The organism is Sandarakinorhabdus sp. (assembly GCF_031430775.1).
GTDB lineage: Bacteria > Pseudomonadota > Alphaproteobacteria > Sphingomonadales > Sphingomonadaceae > Sandarakinorhabdus.
Genome location: NZ_JANPCD010000184.1, coordinates 1 through 12,472 on the forward strand (window position 1 = coordinate 1; position 12,472 = coordinate 12,472).

Here is a 12,472-nt window from a genome sequence, read left to right on the forward strand (position 1 = left end):
TGCTGGGTGTCATCGACGATCTTCCCCCGTCTGTATTCCTCTTCACCGCAACGTCCGGGTGCCTGTTCGGTTCCATGGCCCGCCGCCGCCCCGGCTTGGGCGATTTCGTCAGCTATGCAGCGATTCCGTGGAATTGAAGAAAAGCGCCTGGGCAATGGCGGCTTGCACCGTTGCGGTCTGGAACGGCTTGGAGATCAGAAACGTCGGCTCCGGTCGCTCGCCCGTCAACAGGCGTTCGGGAAAGGCCGTGATGAAGATCACCGGAACCGCCTTTTCGGCCAGGATGTGCCGCACGGCATCGATGCCACTGCTGGCATCGGCCAGTTGGATATCGGCCAGCACCAGTCCCGGTGTTTCGGCATGGAACATCGCCATCGCTTCGTCATGCGTGGTCGCGATACCCGTCACGCCATGGCCCAGATCGCCGACAATAGCTTCGATATCCATCGCGATGATGGGTTCGTCCTCGATGATGAGGACGCGCGCCGCGGTCTGGCGGGCAATCTCGGCCATTGCCTCATCGACCAGCGCCAGCACCTGCACCGCCGTCCTGTCCAGCAGGAATCCGATATCCTCGTTGGTAAAGCCTTCCATTGCACCCAGCAGCAAGGCCTGCCGCGACAACGGCGTCATCGCGGCCAGCCGGGCAGCGGCGACTGCGATGGGTGTAGCAGCAGGCGACAGCGCAGCGACAGGCTGAGGGGCAGCCGGAGGCGGCTCGGCCACGGCAGACGCCGCCTGAACCGTCTGAAATACCCTGTACAGGCCAAGGCGTGGCAGCACATCGGCGGGCATGATCGAACGGTCGACAATGATGGCTTCCAGAGTCGCGGCCACCAGTGCATCGCCATGGCCCTGCGACCCCGTAAGAGCGCGGGCATAGCGCCGCAAATACGGCAAATGTGCGATAAGTTTCGAAGCCAGCGACATGGAGGGAACCCTTTGACGTTCGAGACGTTTGAATGCGGAGATTGCAACGCACGACGGTGTTTCAACTGCGTTGCATTGCAACAACGATGCGGGCTACCGAAAGGTTCCCGCGCCATACCGATTATACCAAGCGCCGGGAACCGTGATGATCGCCCAAATTCAAAAAGCGAGCGAAACGAACACCATCGAAAAAGCTATCATGTTCTCGCGCCTGCGTCACACATTTGCATGATGGGCACAGACCATAGCGGTGCGCCCCCCGGCAAGCGGCCGGATGCCGCCCCGCGCCCGCCAACTCCCGCGCGCACCCTGCACGGCGACGATCTGGGCAGCAATTTGCAGCGTGTCTTTGCGGGATCACTGGACCAGCCGCTGCCATCGGCGCTCGCCAGCCTGCTCGCCCGGCTTTCGTAGCAGCTGGCCCCTGTGAACGGACTGATTGCACTGACCCGGCATTGGCGATTGTCGACCAGGGTGGCGGTGGCACTGGCGATCGCCATGCTGCCCTTGGGCGCGCTGGCCATCATGCTGGAACTGCAAGGCCCCGCCGCAATCGGCAATGGCGGACAGGGATGGCGGCAGGGATTGCGCCAGGGATGGCAGCAAAGTCTGGGGCTTTATGTCCCTTTACTGATGTGGTTCGCCGCACTGCTGACCGCCTGGTTCGCGGTCAATCGCCTCATCGTGCGACCGCTGGACGCAATTTCGCGCCTGATCGACGCTTATGGCGCAAGCTCCGACCCGGCCCGGACCCGGCTGCGAATCCAGGGCGCTATCCAGGGCGGAACGGAAATCCAGGCGCTGGCCGCCAGTTTCGACGCCATGGCCGACGCTATCGACGCCCATAGCCGCGACCTGCGCGGCGCCTTGGCCGAACAGCGGCGCCTGACCCGCGAGGTGCATCACCGGGTCAAGAACAACCTCCAGATCATTTCCAGCCTGCTGTCGCTGCAATCCCGCACCGCCGACAGCCCCGAGGTGTTGCAGACCTACGCCCTCATCCAGGCGCGAATCCAGGCGCTGACCCAGGTCCACCGCTGGATGTACGATGATGCCACCAGTAACGGCGTGGATTTGCAGGCACTCGTCGGCGAAATGTGTGCGGGTCTGGAAACCAGCCTGTTGTCGCCCCATCACCCGTTGGTCACGGTCACCTGCGACATCGGGGCCATCGTCATTCACCCCGATGCCGCCGTGCCGGTTGCCTTTCTTGTTACCGAACTGGCCAGCCTTGCGGCAAAGCATGTTGCGCCTGGCCCGCTCCATGTGCGCGTGACGAGCGCCCGGGCCGCAGGCAAGGTCACAATTGCCGTCGCGTCGGCCGGCTTTGCCGGAACCGACCATATCGCAGCCACGGCCTTGCTGCCGACGTCACGCATCATTCACGGCATGGCCCGGCAGTTGCGCAGCGAGTTGGCCCATGACGCAGCGACCGGCACTTACAGCGTGTCGTTTGCGGCGGGGCCGCCCTGAACAGCGGCGGTGATGCGCCGCCACAGCCTTTGCGGCAACGACAGCGCGGCATCATTGGCGGCCATCAGGGCAAGCTCCGCCTGTGCCGATATGATACGGTCCTGCATCCGGGCATCCCGGTCGACCAGCACGGGGATTTCGGCGACCATCCCTTCATCTGCAGCCGTGCTGCGGTCGCCGATATCAAGCGCCCATTCTTCCAGCAGCCGGCCTTTTTCTGCATGGGACAATTGCGCATCGTCCAGCACTGCTTGCGGCTGCAGGTACCAGGCTGCCGGATCCTGGCTGACAAGATCGAAGTCATCGGTATGATCGGTGCTGGTCATTGAAAATTCCTGCCACGCGGTTGCCTGTCTGGCGCACTGGCAAGAAAACGAACCGCCCGGTCAATCGGTTCCCGCCTGTGCCAGCAGTGCGCCTTGCGCCAGCAGCAGCCCCATCTGCCGTTCCACCTCGATCATGCGGAACGGCTTGCTGAAAATCGGGGTGCCGGCAAATTCCGCCGGCAGGATATTGTTGACATCATACCCCGTTCCAAAGGCGAACGGGATGCCGCGCGCCGTCAGCAGCGCTGCAATGTCCCATGACATGTCCCCATCCAGATTGACGTCGAGCAGCGCCGCATCGAATGTTTCGTCGCGTGCCAGCCGCAGCCCGTCGGCGACACGTGTGGCCGGGCCGATCATGTCCCAGCCCAGTTTCTCGCACATGGTCTCCAGCGCCATGATGACAAAGATGGAATCCTCCACGACCAGAACGCGCGGCCGAGGCGGCAGCGGGGCCGGCAGAACAGCCGGTTCGGGCGGCCTGAGCACGGCGATTGCCGGCCGGAAACTTGCCTCGACAACGGAATGTGCCGGCAGGCCGATCTCGCAGATCACCCCGGACGGTTCATAGCGGACGATGGCTTCGCCGCCGGTCTCCAGCGCCAGTGCCCGTTCGATCAGGCTCGATCCAAAGCCGCGCCGGCTGGGCACGGCCACCGGCGGCCCCCTCGATTCTGTCCAGACCAATGTGACCCCGCCATCCGTGCGCAGCCGCCAGTCAACGCCGACCCTGCCATCGGCTACCGAAAACGCCCCGAATTTGGCGGCATTGGTGGCCAGTTCATGCACCACCAGCGACAACGCCAGCGCCGCCTTCGGTGTGAGGATGATTTCGGTACCGGTAAACGCCACACCCACGCCGCTCTCGCAATAAGGCTCCAGTTCCTCCCTCAGCAGCCCTTCGATGGATACGCCTTCCCAGCGGCTTTGCGTCAACAGGCTATGGGCCTTGGCCATCGACTGTATGCGGCCATCCAGCCCCTCGACAAAACCGGTCAGGGATTGCGCGCTGCGGCTGGCCTGGTTGACCAGGCTCTGGATATTGGCGAGCGTGTTCTTCACGCGGTGATCAAGTTCGGCCATCAACAGCTTGTCGCGGTCATAGGCGCGTTCGCGCGCTGCCGCCGCCGCCTTGATCCGGCGCAGCACGACCTCAAGCAGCGATACCCGCAGATCGAACGCCGCATCGGTTTCAGACGTTGTCCACGGCATCGCGCGGCCGCGCACCGTCTGTTGCCATGCTGCAAAGGATTTGCGCGGGATAAGCGTGACACCGTCGTCGCCGACCGAAGCGGTTTTTTCAGGATTGCCGCCCCAAAGCGTCGTTTCGACCAGTTCGGGACGGAACCACATGATGAAATCCGATGGCTCGCGTGACACCGATATCACCAGCAGCCCCGAGCAGGTGGCAGCAAATTTCCGCGCCGGCGGCCAGATTTCGCCAAGCCGGTCGGTCGCCAATATGCCCTCGAATTCAGCCATATAGCCTGTCAGCCACGCCGTCAGCGCGGTCATCTGATCGGGCGTTGGTGTCTTGCCCAGGACGGTCAGGTTGCCATCGACGAACACGGCAACCCCGCCGCTGCGTTCCCCGTCCGGGCCGTGCGTGCCGGCCTGGATATAATCGAGCAGGTCGGGCGAGTGCTGGGTCAACCCCAGCGCATAGTCTTCGACCCCCGCCAGATTGAGCATCAATGTCTGCAACGTTTTGCGGCTTGTCAGCCGGGCGCCGAACATTTCGGTGCGCTCGCACGCCTCCAGTTGCAACGAGAACATGGCGCCGAACAATTCGCATACGGCGCGCAAATGGCGCGGCAGCCGGCGCGGGCTGTCATGGTGGCAGGCGATCAGGCCCCACAGCCGGTCCTCGACGATGATCGAGATCGACATCGATGCCTCGATGCCCATGTTGCGCAGATACTGGCGGTGGATCGGCGAGACGTCGCGCAATATGGCCTGGCTCATGTCCAGCCCCTTGCCGGTGCGCGGGTTGAGGCGGGGCTGCAATGGCGCTGGCTCATAATCGACCTGTGTGATCAGCCGCAGCCAGTTCTGAAGATACAGGGCCCGTGCCTGTTGCGGAATATCGGTGGCCGGATAATGCAGGTCCAGGAACGGCGGCATGTCGGGGCGGCGCGCTTCGGCGATCACCCAGCCCGACGCATCGGCCATGAAGCGATAGACCATCACCCGGTCGTACTTCGCAACCCGGCGCACCCGTTCGGCCGCCTTCTGGCACAGATCGGCGATCGAGGGCGATGCAGCAAAGCCCTCGATCATTTCCTGCACGGCCGACAACGGGTCGCTGGCATAGGGTTCCGCGATTTCAGCGGGTTCGAATTCGATGACAAGCAAGTCGCCGGTGCGGTGCACGCTGGCATCAACCGGCCGATCGGCAATGACCCTGAGCAACGGGTCGAGCAGATGGCGCGGCTTGGCGATGTTCTGATCGGCGCAAAGCTGCCGCACGCGCGCCGCCGCCGCCGCCGGGAATATCGCCTCGATACCGGCCCCGATCAGCGCGGCGCCGGCCAAGTCGAACAGCCCTTGCGTGTCGCCGGCGACCTGCAAAACGGTCATCGACTGGCTGTCGAGCACCAGCATGACCCCGTGCGGCAGAATCGCGCCTGGCATGTGGATGGGCTCGCGGTCGCAATCACTGAGGGTTGCCGGCGCGCGCGCCAGGTCGATTTCATGCATTGTCTGCGGCCTCCCAACCGTCGAGCCAGGATTCAAAGCAGCAAAATGTCGTGACGGCCGCGTCGATGACCGTGCGCCGCGCATCGTCCGGGACGGCGTTCAGCCGTTCGCAAAACGCCCGCCACGCGCGCCCGGTATCAGCGCCGTCGCTGGCAAGGAACCGCTTTCCCGCCTGGGTATTTCCTCCGGCCTGACCGCCAAGGTTGCGTGCAAGCTGGCGGCCGCCAAGCGCGGACCCTTCGACGACATACATCGCACCGATCAGGGCTGCATCGCTGTCCAGCTGCGGCAGGTCCGGGCAACAACCGATGCTGGAAAGCTGCGATTCCGGCGTCCCGAGCGCCACCAGGTCGCTGGCCAGCCAGCCGCTGCGCAGCGGCGCAAGCCCGGCAGCCGCTTCGAACGGCAGATAAAACCCGTACAGCCGCACCAGCAGCCGCCGATAGCCTTCACGCCCGATCCGGCCGTTCGCAATAGCAGCCATCCCGGCATGCAGGTGCATCCGGGCATGGACATCGGCGGTCGCACTGCGCAGCGCGTCGCGCAGGGGCAGGCTGTGTTCATCCACGGGGAGCGCAATGGGCGCCATGAAGTTCAAATGCTCGCGTCCCCCTCTGGCCGGTCGTCCTGAACGCCGAATGATATGTTGGCATCGCGCGCGGTCCTGCAATCCGACACGCGAACAGTGCAAAGGTTCCATGGGGCTGAATATAAAATATGGGGGCGCGGCGTCCGGCTGTTCCGGTCCTGTGATGAACGGCGGCTGGCGGCCATGTTCATGCAACCAACACACACGCCCGTTCATTACGGAGCCGCGAAACAAAAAAGGAACGCAAATGAAGACGATCAAGTTCGTGATCGCTGCCACCATGCTCGCAGCGGCGCTGCCGGCAACCGCTGGCAAGCCCGAAAATGACCGCAAGGACCGTCAGGAACGGCAGGACCGCGGGGACCGCCAGGACCGCCAGAGCGCCAGTCGCGGCGAAGTCGAGCGTAGCCGCGACCGCCTGCGCGCCGAGCGACAGGATGTGCGCGAGGCGCAGCGCAGTGGCAGCCGCCGCGACGTGCGGATGGAACAGCGCGATGTCGATCGCGCCCGGCAGGAATATCAGCGCGATGCCCGCGATTGGCGCATCAGCGACAAGCGCCGCTTTCAGGAAAGCCGCAAGAACGCGCCGGGCTGGAATCGCGGCCTGCGCTATGGCTGGGACCGCCCCGACCCCCGCTACAACGGCTATTACGCCGACAATTACTACCGTTCCGGAAATTACCGCGTCCGGCAAATCGGCAGCAATGACCGCATCTATCGCGGAAATGACAACCGCTATTACTGCCGGCGCAATGACGGCACGACCGGTCTGATCATCGGCGCGATCGGCGGCGGCGTGCTGGGCAATGTGATCGCGCCGGGCGGTTCGAAAACGCTTGGCTCGATACTGGGCGGCAGTCTGGGCGCCATCCTGGGCAATGCCATCGGCAGCAATGGCGTCACATGCCGATGACCCTGCCGCCCGGCTCCGTATTGTTCCGTAAAGACCCGCATGCCCTGATTGGCGAGACTGTTCGCGGCCGTGTGTTCGCGCGGCGCTCAGGGACCGGATTTCGTGAAAGCGATTTTGCTGCATGTGCACCGCGATGCGGGACAGGATGACCGCCTGAATGTCGCGATAGACCTGGCGCGGCTGGTGTCCGGCCGCATCCGATGCGTGCAGATCGCAGCAGATATGGCCGAAGCCGACCGCGAGCACGACCGGCTGGCGCGTCATGCCATCGAGAGCAGTTTGCGGCGGGCAGCGACCGTGTGGGACTGGCGCTGCTGCGATGGCAGTGCCGCGGTGCGGCTGATCGAGCACAGCCAGTTGGCCGATATCGTCGTAACCAGCCAGGCACAGCGGCCGGAATTAACGCCGGACCTGGCAATCATCAGCGATCTCGTGATGCATGGCCGTGCGCCGGTCATGGTGGTGCCGGCGGGTTGCCGCCGGTTCGAAGCGCACGGTGCTGCCGTGCTGGCTTGGAACGGGTCCGCCGCAGCGGCGCAGGCCATGCGGCAAGCCGTCCCGCTGCTGCGGCGCGCTGCGTGCGTGCATATCGTCGAGGTCAGCGGCGGTGGTCCCGGCGTTCCGGCCAGCGAGGCCGCCCTGTATCTGGCCCGCTACGGGGCAACAACCGAGGTGCACGAATGGCCGGCAAAGAACCGCAGCCCATCGGCGGCGCTTGCGCACGCTGTCGCCGAGCTTGATGCCCGTTATCTGGTGATGGGGGCCTTTGGCCGCCGGACTGGACTTGGCCAGCTTGGCGACCACCCGGCACACGGCGTCACCCGCGACCTGATCGAGACATCAACGGTGCCGCTGCTCATGACGCATTGAATTCGTGACCGATTGCGCCCTAAAGGAACAGGGTGTGTCCGTTCCGATCCGCCGAGCCTGGCGCCACAGCGTTTCAGGGCAACGCCGCCTATCAGCGGTCGATCCTGGCGACGGTTCCCGATGCCATGATCGTTATCGACGACCATGGCATGATCCTGTCATTCAGCGCGGCGGCCGAGCGCATGTTCGGCTATGCGGAACGCGACGTCGCCGGCCGCAACGTCAACATGTTGATGCCGCAGCCCGACCGGCAGGCCCATGATGGCTATATGGCGCGCTATCTGGAAACCGGGGTCGCACGGATCATCGGGGTGGGCCGCGTCACAACGGCCACCCGCAGCGATGGCAGCAATTTCCCGATCGAGCTGGCCATAGGCGATGCCATCACCGACGAAGGCCGGATGTTCACCGGATTTGTCCGCGACCTGAGCGAGCGCCAGCAGAGCGAGCGGCGGCTGGCGGACCTGCAAGCCGAACTGGCGCATATCTCGCGGGTCAGCGCCATGGGGTCGCTGGCATCGGCCCTGGCCCATGAACTCAACCAGCCGCTGACGGCCATCGCCAATTATCTTGAGGGCGCGCGCGATCTGCTGGGCAATTCCGATGCCGCGTCGTTGGCAATGATCCGCGAAGCCCTTGACGAAGCTGCGGCGCAGTCCCTGCGGGCGGGCCAGATCGTGCGCCGCCTTCGCGATTTCATCGCACGCGGCGACAGCGAAAAACGCGTCGAAAGCCTGCGCCAACTGGTCACCGAAGCCAGTGCGCTGGCGCTCACGGGTTCCGGCCCCGCCGCTGCCGATCTCGAGGTCAGGCTGTCCGCCGATTGTGACCGGGTGCTTGTCGACCGCATCCAGATCCAGCAAGTGCTGCTCAACCTGATCCGCAACGCCGTGGAGGCCATGCACCGCTCACCGCGCCGCCGCATCGTCATCCGCAGCCTGTCCGATGGCCATGGCATGGTGACCGTCATTGTCGCCGACAGCGGTCCCGGCCTTGCGCCGGACGCGCAGGACCACCTTTTCGAACCGTTCCACACCAGCAAGGACCAGGGCATGGGGCTTGGCCTGTCGATCTGCCGGACGATCGTGGAGGCACATGGCGGCCGGATCTGGGCAGAACCAGCCGATATCGGCGGCGCTGCCTTTCATTTCACGCTGACAATAGCCGCCGATGACTGACCGGCACGTCTATCTGGTCGACGACGAAGCCGCCGTGCGCCGCTCCGTCTCCTTCATGCTCAAGGCCGCCGGCCTTTCAGTCGTCACATTCGAATCGGGTGAAGCCTTTCTCAAGTCTGCCGGCGCGCTGGGTCCTGGCTGCGCGCTGCTTGATGTCCGGCTGGGCGGCATGGACGGCCTGGCGGTCCAGCAATGCATGCGCGACCGGGGCATCATGCTGCCGGTGATCATCATCACCGGGCATGGCGATATCGGCCTGGCGGTACGCGCGATGAAGGCCGGCGCCGTCGATTTCATCGAAAAGCCCTTTGAAAAGGCCATGCTGCTCGCCGCCATCGATCAGGCATTCCGGTACGGCGAAGGCCATGAACAGGCCTATGTGCTGGCCCGGCAGGCGCAGGCCCGGCTCAATGCTCTCAGCCCGCGTGAAAGCGATGTGCTGGGCGGGCTTGTCGATGGACACTCCAACAAGGTCATCGCCTATGACCTGGGCATCAGCCCGCGCACCGTCGAAATCCACCGCGCCAATCTGATGGCCAAGCTTGGTGTCGGCAGCCTGTCGGATGCGTTGCGGATAGCCTTCATGGCTCGGCTTGGAGATCTCGCGGCCTAGCCAGCGCCTTGTGGCGACTGGTCCTGCGCCTTGCGACGGCCGCAAGCGGCGTGGCAGGCCTTGTCGCAATCCCCGCGCCGACCTTGCTGTCCGGGCATTTCGGCGTTGCCGCTGCCGCATAGCGCCATCACGATCCTGCCTTGCGGCATGGCTGCGGCCCCGCTGCTGCCGATCATCATGACAGCCGCCAGAAGGGCCGGCAGCGTTGGCAGCGCCGGCAGGGCAGCAAGGCCGGACCTATGCGTCATCGTCAGGCTCCGCAGGTTTGTCTTCGTCGATCAGGATGCGCAGCGCCGCCCCGTCCATATCGTCATATTGCCCGTGGCGCAGGGACCAGAAAAACACTGCAAGCCCCGCCAGGCCAAGGCCCAGCGCCACCGGGATCAGGATCACCAGCCCGTTCATGATGCTGCTCTGCTCGGGCGCGGCGCAGTCATGACGCTGCTCTGCTAGGGCGCGTCGCAGTCACGACGCTGCTCCGCGCAGCCTGAGCGCATTGGCCACGACGATGATCGACGACCCCGACATCGCCAGCGCCGCGACCAGCGGCGTGACCTGCCCGGCAATGGCCAGCGGCACCGCGATGGCATTATAGGCCACCGCAGCAACAAAATTCTGCCGCACGATGGCTGCGGTGGCGCGCGCGACCCGCACCGCCATGGCCACGGGGGCCAGGCTGTCACCCAGGAACACGGCGTCGGCGGTGTTCTGGCTGGCGTCGCTGGCCGATGCCGGCGCCATGGCGACATGGCCCGCAGCAAGCGCCGGGCCATCGTTGAGGCCATCGCCGACCATCAGCACTCGCGCGCCGCCGGCCTTCATCGCCGCGATGGCCGCCAGCTTGTCTTGCGGCGACAGGTCGGCGCGTGCCGCAAGCCCCAGTTCGTGCGCCACCGGCGCCACGGCACCGGCGCGGTCGCCGGACAGGATCGAAGCCGGCAGGCCAAGCCGCGCCAGTTCGGCGATGCTGGCGGCACAATCGGGCCGCAGCGGATCGGCAAAGCGGATGACAATCGCCGGCGCATCACCGACCCGCAGCGCACAGGCCAACGCCGCGCCGTCATCATCGCTGCGGCCAAGGCTGATCGGCACGCCTTGCCACTGCGCCGACAGCCCTTCGCCCGGCACATCGGTGACATCGCCGATCGCGGCCGGCACGGCGCCTTGCGCGACCAGCGCCCGGCGCAGCGCCGCGCTGAGCGGGTGGCGGCTGGTTTGCGCCAGCGCCAGTGCCAGCGATTTGTGGGCCGGTGACAGACCATCAAGCGTCAGCGGCTGCGGCCGGCCAAGCGTCAGCGTCCCCGTCTTGTCGAAGGCCACTTGGTCAGCCTCTGCCAGCCGTTCCAGCGCCGAGCCGTCCTTGACCAGCACGCCGGCGCGCATCAGCGTGCCTGCCGCAACGATCTGCGCCGCTGGCACCGCCGGCCCCAGCGCACAGGGGCAGGTGATGATCAGCACGGCGGCGGCGATCAGCAGCGACTGGTGCCAGCCCGCGCCGGCGATCAGCCAGCCGGCAAGGCTGAGCAGCGCCAGCGTATGCACAGCCGGCGCATAGATGCGCGCCGCCCGGTCCGCGATACGCACATAGCGCGACCGCGATTGCCCGGCGCTTTCCATCAGCCGGGCGATATCGGCAATGCCGGTGTCGGCGCCGGCGGCGGTGATGGCAACGCTGATCGGCCCATCGATGTTGATCGTGCCCGCCAGCGCCGTGTCGCCCGCTACCGCCAGCACAGGCACGCTTTCGCCGGTCAACAGCGACAAGTCGATATGGCTGCGCCCGGCGATGATGTCACCATCGGCAGCCAGGCGCTCGCCCGCGGCCACCAGCATGGTCATGCCGGGCCGCAAGTCGGCCGCAACCATCCACGCCGTGGCGCCGTCCGGCTGCTGCACAAGTGCGCCGGGCGCCGTGTGCCTGAGCAGAGCCGTCACTCCGTCGCGGGCGCGGTCGCGCATCACCGCATCCAGCCAGCGGCCCGCCAGCAGGAAGAACAACAGCATGACGGCACTGTCGAAATAGGCATGGGCGCCGCCGATGATCGTTTCATACAGGCTGAGGCCAGCGGCAAGGCTGACACCGATTGAAATCGGCACATCCATGTTGGTGCGGCGGTGGCGCAGTGCCGTCCACGCCGATGTGAAGAATGGCCGGCCGGCATAGGCCACCGCCGGCAGGGCAATCATCGCCGACAGCCAGTGAAACAGATCGCGCGTCGGGCCGTCGGCGCCCGACCACACCGACACCGACAGCAGCATGACGTTCATGGCAGCAAAACCGGCCACCGCCATGCAACGCAGCAGATATTTGCTGTCGTCATTGGCTGCGACAAGGCCATCGCCCAAACCGCCGCCCAGCGCTTGCGCCTCGAAACCCAATCCGGCCAGCGCCGCCGCCAGATCGGGCACCGCCAGCGTTGCCGCATGGGTAATGGTCACGCGCTTGGCAGTGAAATTGACCCGTGCCGACATGATGCCCGGCACCGCTGCCAGCCCGGTTTCAAGTTTGGCGATGCAGCCGGCGCAGCGCATTCCCGGCACCGAAAACCGCGTTTCGGGCAGCGGCGTGCCAGCGAGTGCAGGGGCGTGGGCATTCATGGCATTGTCTCGGCGAGGCGCATGACCCGGCCATCGCGGTGGATGGCGATGCGCAATTGCCAGCGGCCTTCGGGCAACCGCGCCGTGCTGCGCAGACTGCCATCGGCTTGTACCGCGAACACCAGCGGCATCGCCGGCACCCGGCCCAGAGGGTGATGCGCAGTTCCCGACGCGACAAATCCGGGGCTATCCATGATGACCATGACATGGCGGCTGCCATCAAGGCCCATTCTGGCGGTCCAGCCCAAGGCCTTCTGGGCACGCGCCGCCCGCAGCCAGCCA

General features: G+C 65.5%; 15 protein-coding genes. 7 read left to right on the forward strand and 8 right to left on the reverse strand.

Features of this window, described 5'->3' with window-relative positions:
• Nucleotides 1-108: 108 nt before the first annotated feature.
• The gene (locus RMQ73_RS11790; RefSeq protein WP_310498445.1) at nucleotides 109-930 is read right to left on the reverse strand and encodes a response regulator; all 822 of its coding nucleotides are present in this window, start codon (nucleotides 928-930) and stop codon (nucleotides 109-111) included.
• A gap of 28 nt (nucleotides 931-958) precedes the next feature.
• Here RMQ73_RS11790 and RMQ73_RS11795 point away from each other — a divergent pair, with 28 nt between their 5' ends.
• From RMQ73_RS11795 to RMQ73_RS11805, 3 genes are read left to right on the forward strand one after another with little or no spacing between them, the layout of a single operon-like run.
• Nucleotides 959-1,162 (forward strand): hypothetical protein, encoded by a 204-nt coding sequence (locus RMQ73_RS11795; RefSeq protein ID WP_310498446.1) that lies wholly within the window; start codon nucleotides 959-961, stop codon nucleotides 1,160-1,162.
• Nucleotides 1,159-1,344, forward strand: a complete 186-nt coding sequence (locus RMQ73_RS11800; protein ID WP_310498447.1) for a NepR family anti-sigma factor — start codon at nucleotides 1,159-1,161, stop codon at nucleotides 1,342-1,344. Before RMQ73_RS11795 ends, RMQ73_RS11800 begins: the two co-directional genes overlap by 4 nt.
• A 12-nt stretch (nucleotides 1,345-1,356) precedes the next feature.
• The gene (locus RMQ73_RS11805; RefSeq protein WP_310498448.1) at nucleotides 1,357-2,403 is read left to right on the forward strand and encodes a histidine kinase dimerization/phosphoacceptor domain -containing protein; all 1,047 of its coding nucleotides are present in this window, start codon (nucleotides 1,357-1,359) and stop codon (nucleotides 2,401-2,403) included.
• Here RMQ73_RS11805 and RMQ73_RS11810 read toward each other — a convergent pair.
• From RMQ73_RS11810 to RMQ73_RS11820, 3 genes are read right to left on the reverse strand one after another with little or no spacing between them, the layout of a single operon-like run.
• On the reverse strand, nucleotides 2,370-2,729 hold the full coding sequence (locus RMQ73_RS11810) for a hypothetical protein (protein ID WP_310498449.1): 360 nt from the start codon (nucleotides 2,727-2,729) through the stop codon (nucleotides 2,370-2,372). The genes RMQ73_RS11805 and RMQ73_RS11810 overlap by 34 nt on opposite strands.
• 60 nt (nucleotides 2,730-2,789) lie before the next feature.
• On the reverse strand, nucleotides 2,790-5,429 hold the full coding sequence (locus tag RMQ73_RS11815; protein ID WP_310498450.1) for an HWE histidine kinase domain-containing protein: 2,640 nt from the start codon (nucleotides 5,427-5,429) through the stop codon (nucleotides 2,790-2,792).
• Complete coding sequence (locus tag RMQ73_RS11820; RefSeq protein WP_310498451.1) at nucleotides 5,422-5,997, reverse strand: biliverdin-producing heme oxygenase; 576 nt, start codon at nucleotides 5,995-5,997, stop codon at nucleotides 5,422-5,424. Before RMQ73_RS11820 ends, RMQ73_RS11815 begins: the two co-directional genes overlap by 8 nt.
• 268 nt (nucleotides 5,998-6,265) lie before the next feature.
• Here RMQ73_RS11820 and RMQ73_RS11825 point away from each other — a divergent pair, with 268 nt between their 5' ends.
• The 4 genes from RMQ73_RS11825 (at nucleotide 6,266) to RMQ73_RS11840 (ending at nucleotide 9,592) form a co-directional block, all read left to right on the forward strand.
• A complete protein-coding gene (locus tag RMQ73_RS11825) occupies nucleotides 6,266-6,931 on the forward strand; it encodes a hypothetical protein (protein ID WP_310498452.1) in 666 nt (221 codons plus the stop codon).
• Between the two features lie 102 nt (nucleotides 6,932-7,033).
• On the forward strand, nucleotides 7,034-7,801 hold the full coding sequence (locus RMQ73_RS11830; RefSeq protein ID WP_310498453.1) for a hypothetical protein: 768 nt from the start codon (nucleotides 7,034-7,036) through the stop codon (nucleotides 7,799-7,801).
• Nucleotides 7,802-7,833: 32 nt separating this feature from the next.
• Nucleotides 7,834-8,979 (forward strand): PAS domain S-box protein, encoded by a 1,146-nt coding sequence (locus RMQ73_RS11835; RefSeq protein ID WP_310498454.1) that lies wholly within the window; start codon nucleotides 7,834-7,836, stop codon nucleotides 8,977-8,979.
• Nucleotides 8,972-9,592, forward strand: a complete 621-nt coding sequence (locus tag RMQ73_RS11840) for a response regulator (protein ID WP_310498455.1) — start codon at nucleotides 8,972-8,974, stop codon at nucleotides 9,590-9,592. Before RMQ73_RS11835 ends, RMQ73_RS11840 begins: the two co-directional genes overlap by 8 nt.
• On the opposite strand, the gene RMQ73_RS11845 is transcribed toward RMQ73_RS11840, so the two are convergent.
• The 4 genes from RMQ73_RS11845 to RMQ73_RS11860 all read right to left on the reverse strand — a co-directional run.
• Nucleotides 9,589-9,840: a hypothetical protein gene (locus RMQ73_RS11845; RefSeq protein ID WP_310498457.1), complete on the reverse strand. Its 252-nt coding sequence runs from the start codon at nucleotides 9,838-9,840 to the stop codon at nucleotides 9,589-9,591. The two genes, RMQ73_RS11840 and RMQ73_RS11845, sit on opposite strands and share 4 nt — an antisense overlap.
• Complete coding sequence (ccoS, locus tag RMQ73_RS11850) at nucleotides 9,830-9,997, reverse strand: cbb3-type cytochrome oxidase assembly protein CcoS (RefSeq protein ID WP_310498458.1); 168 nt, start codon at nucleotides 9,995-9,997, stop codon at nucleotides 9,830-9,832. The genes RMQ73_RS11845 and ccoS overlap by 11 nt, the downstream gene beginning before the upstream one ends.
• Before the next feature lie 60 nt (nucleotides 9,998-10,057).
• The gene (locus RMQ73_RS11855; protein WP_310498459.1) at nucleotides 10,058-12,190 is read right to left on the reverse strand and encodes a heavy metal translocating P-type ATPase; all 2,133 of its coding nucleotides are present in this window, start codon (nucleotides 12,188-12,190) and stop codon (nucleotides 10,058-10,060) included.
• Nucleotides 12,187-12,472: FixH family protein (locus RMQ73_RS11860; RefSeq protein ID WP_310498460.1), on the reverse strand; the 286-nt coding region annotated here is incomplete at its 5' end. The genes RMQ73_RS11855 and RMQ73_RS11860, both read right to left, overlap by 4 nt.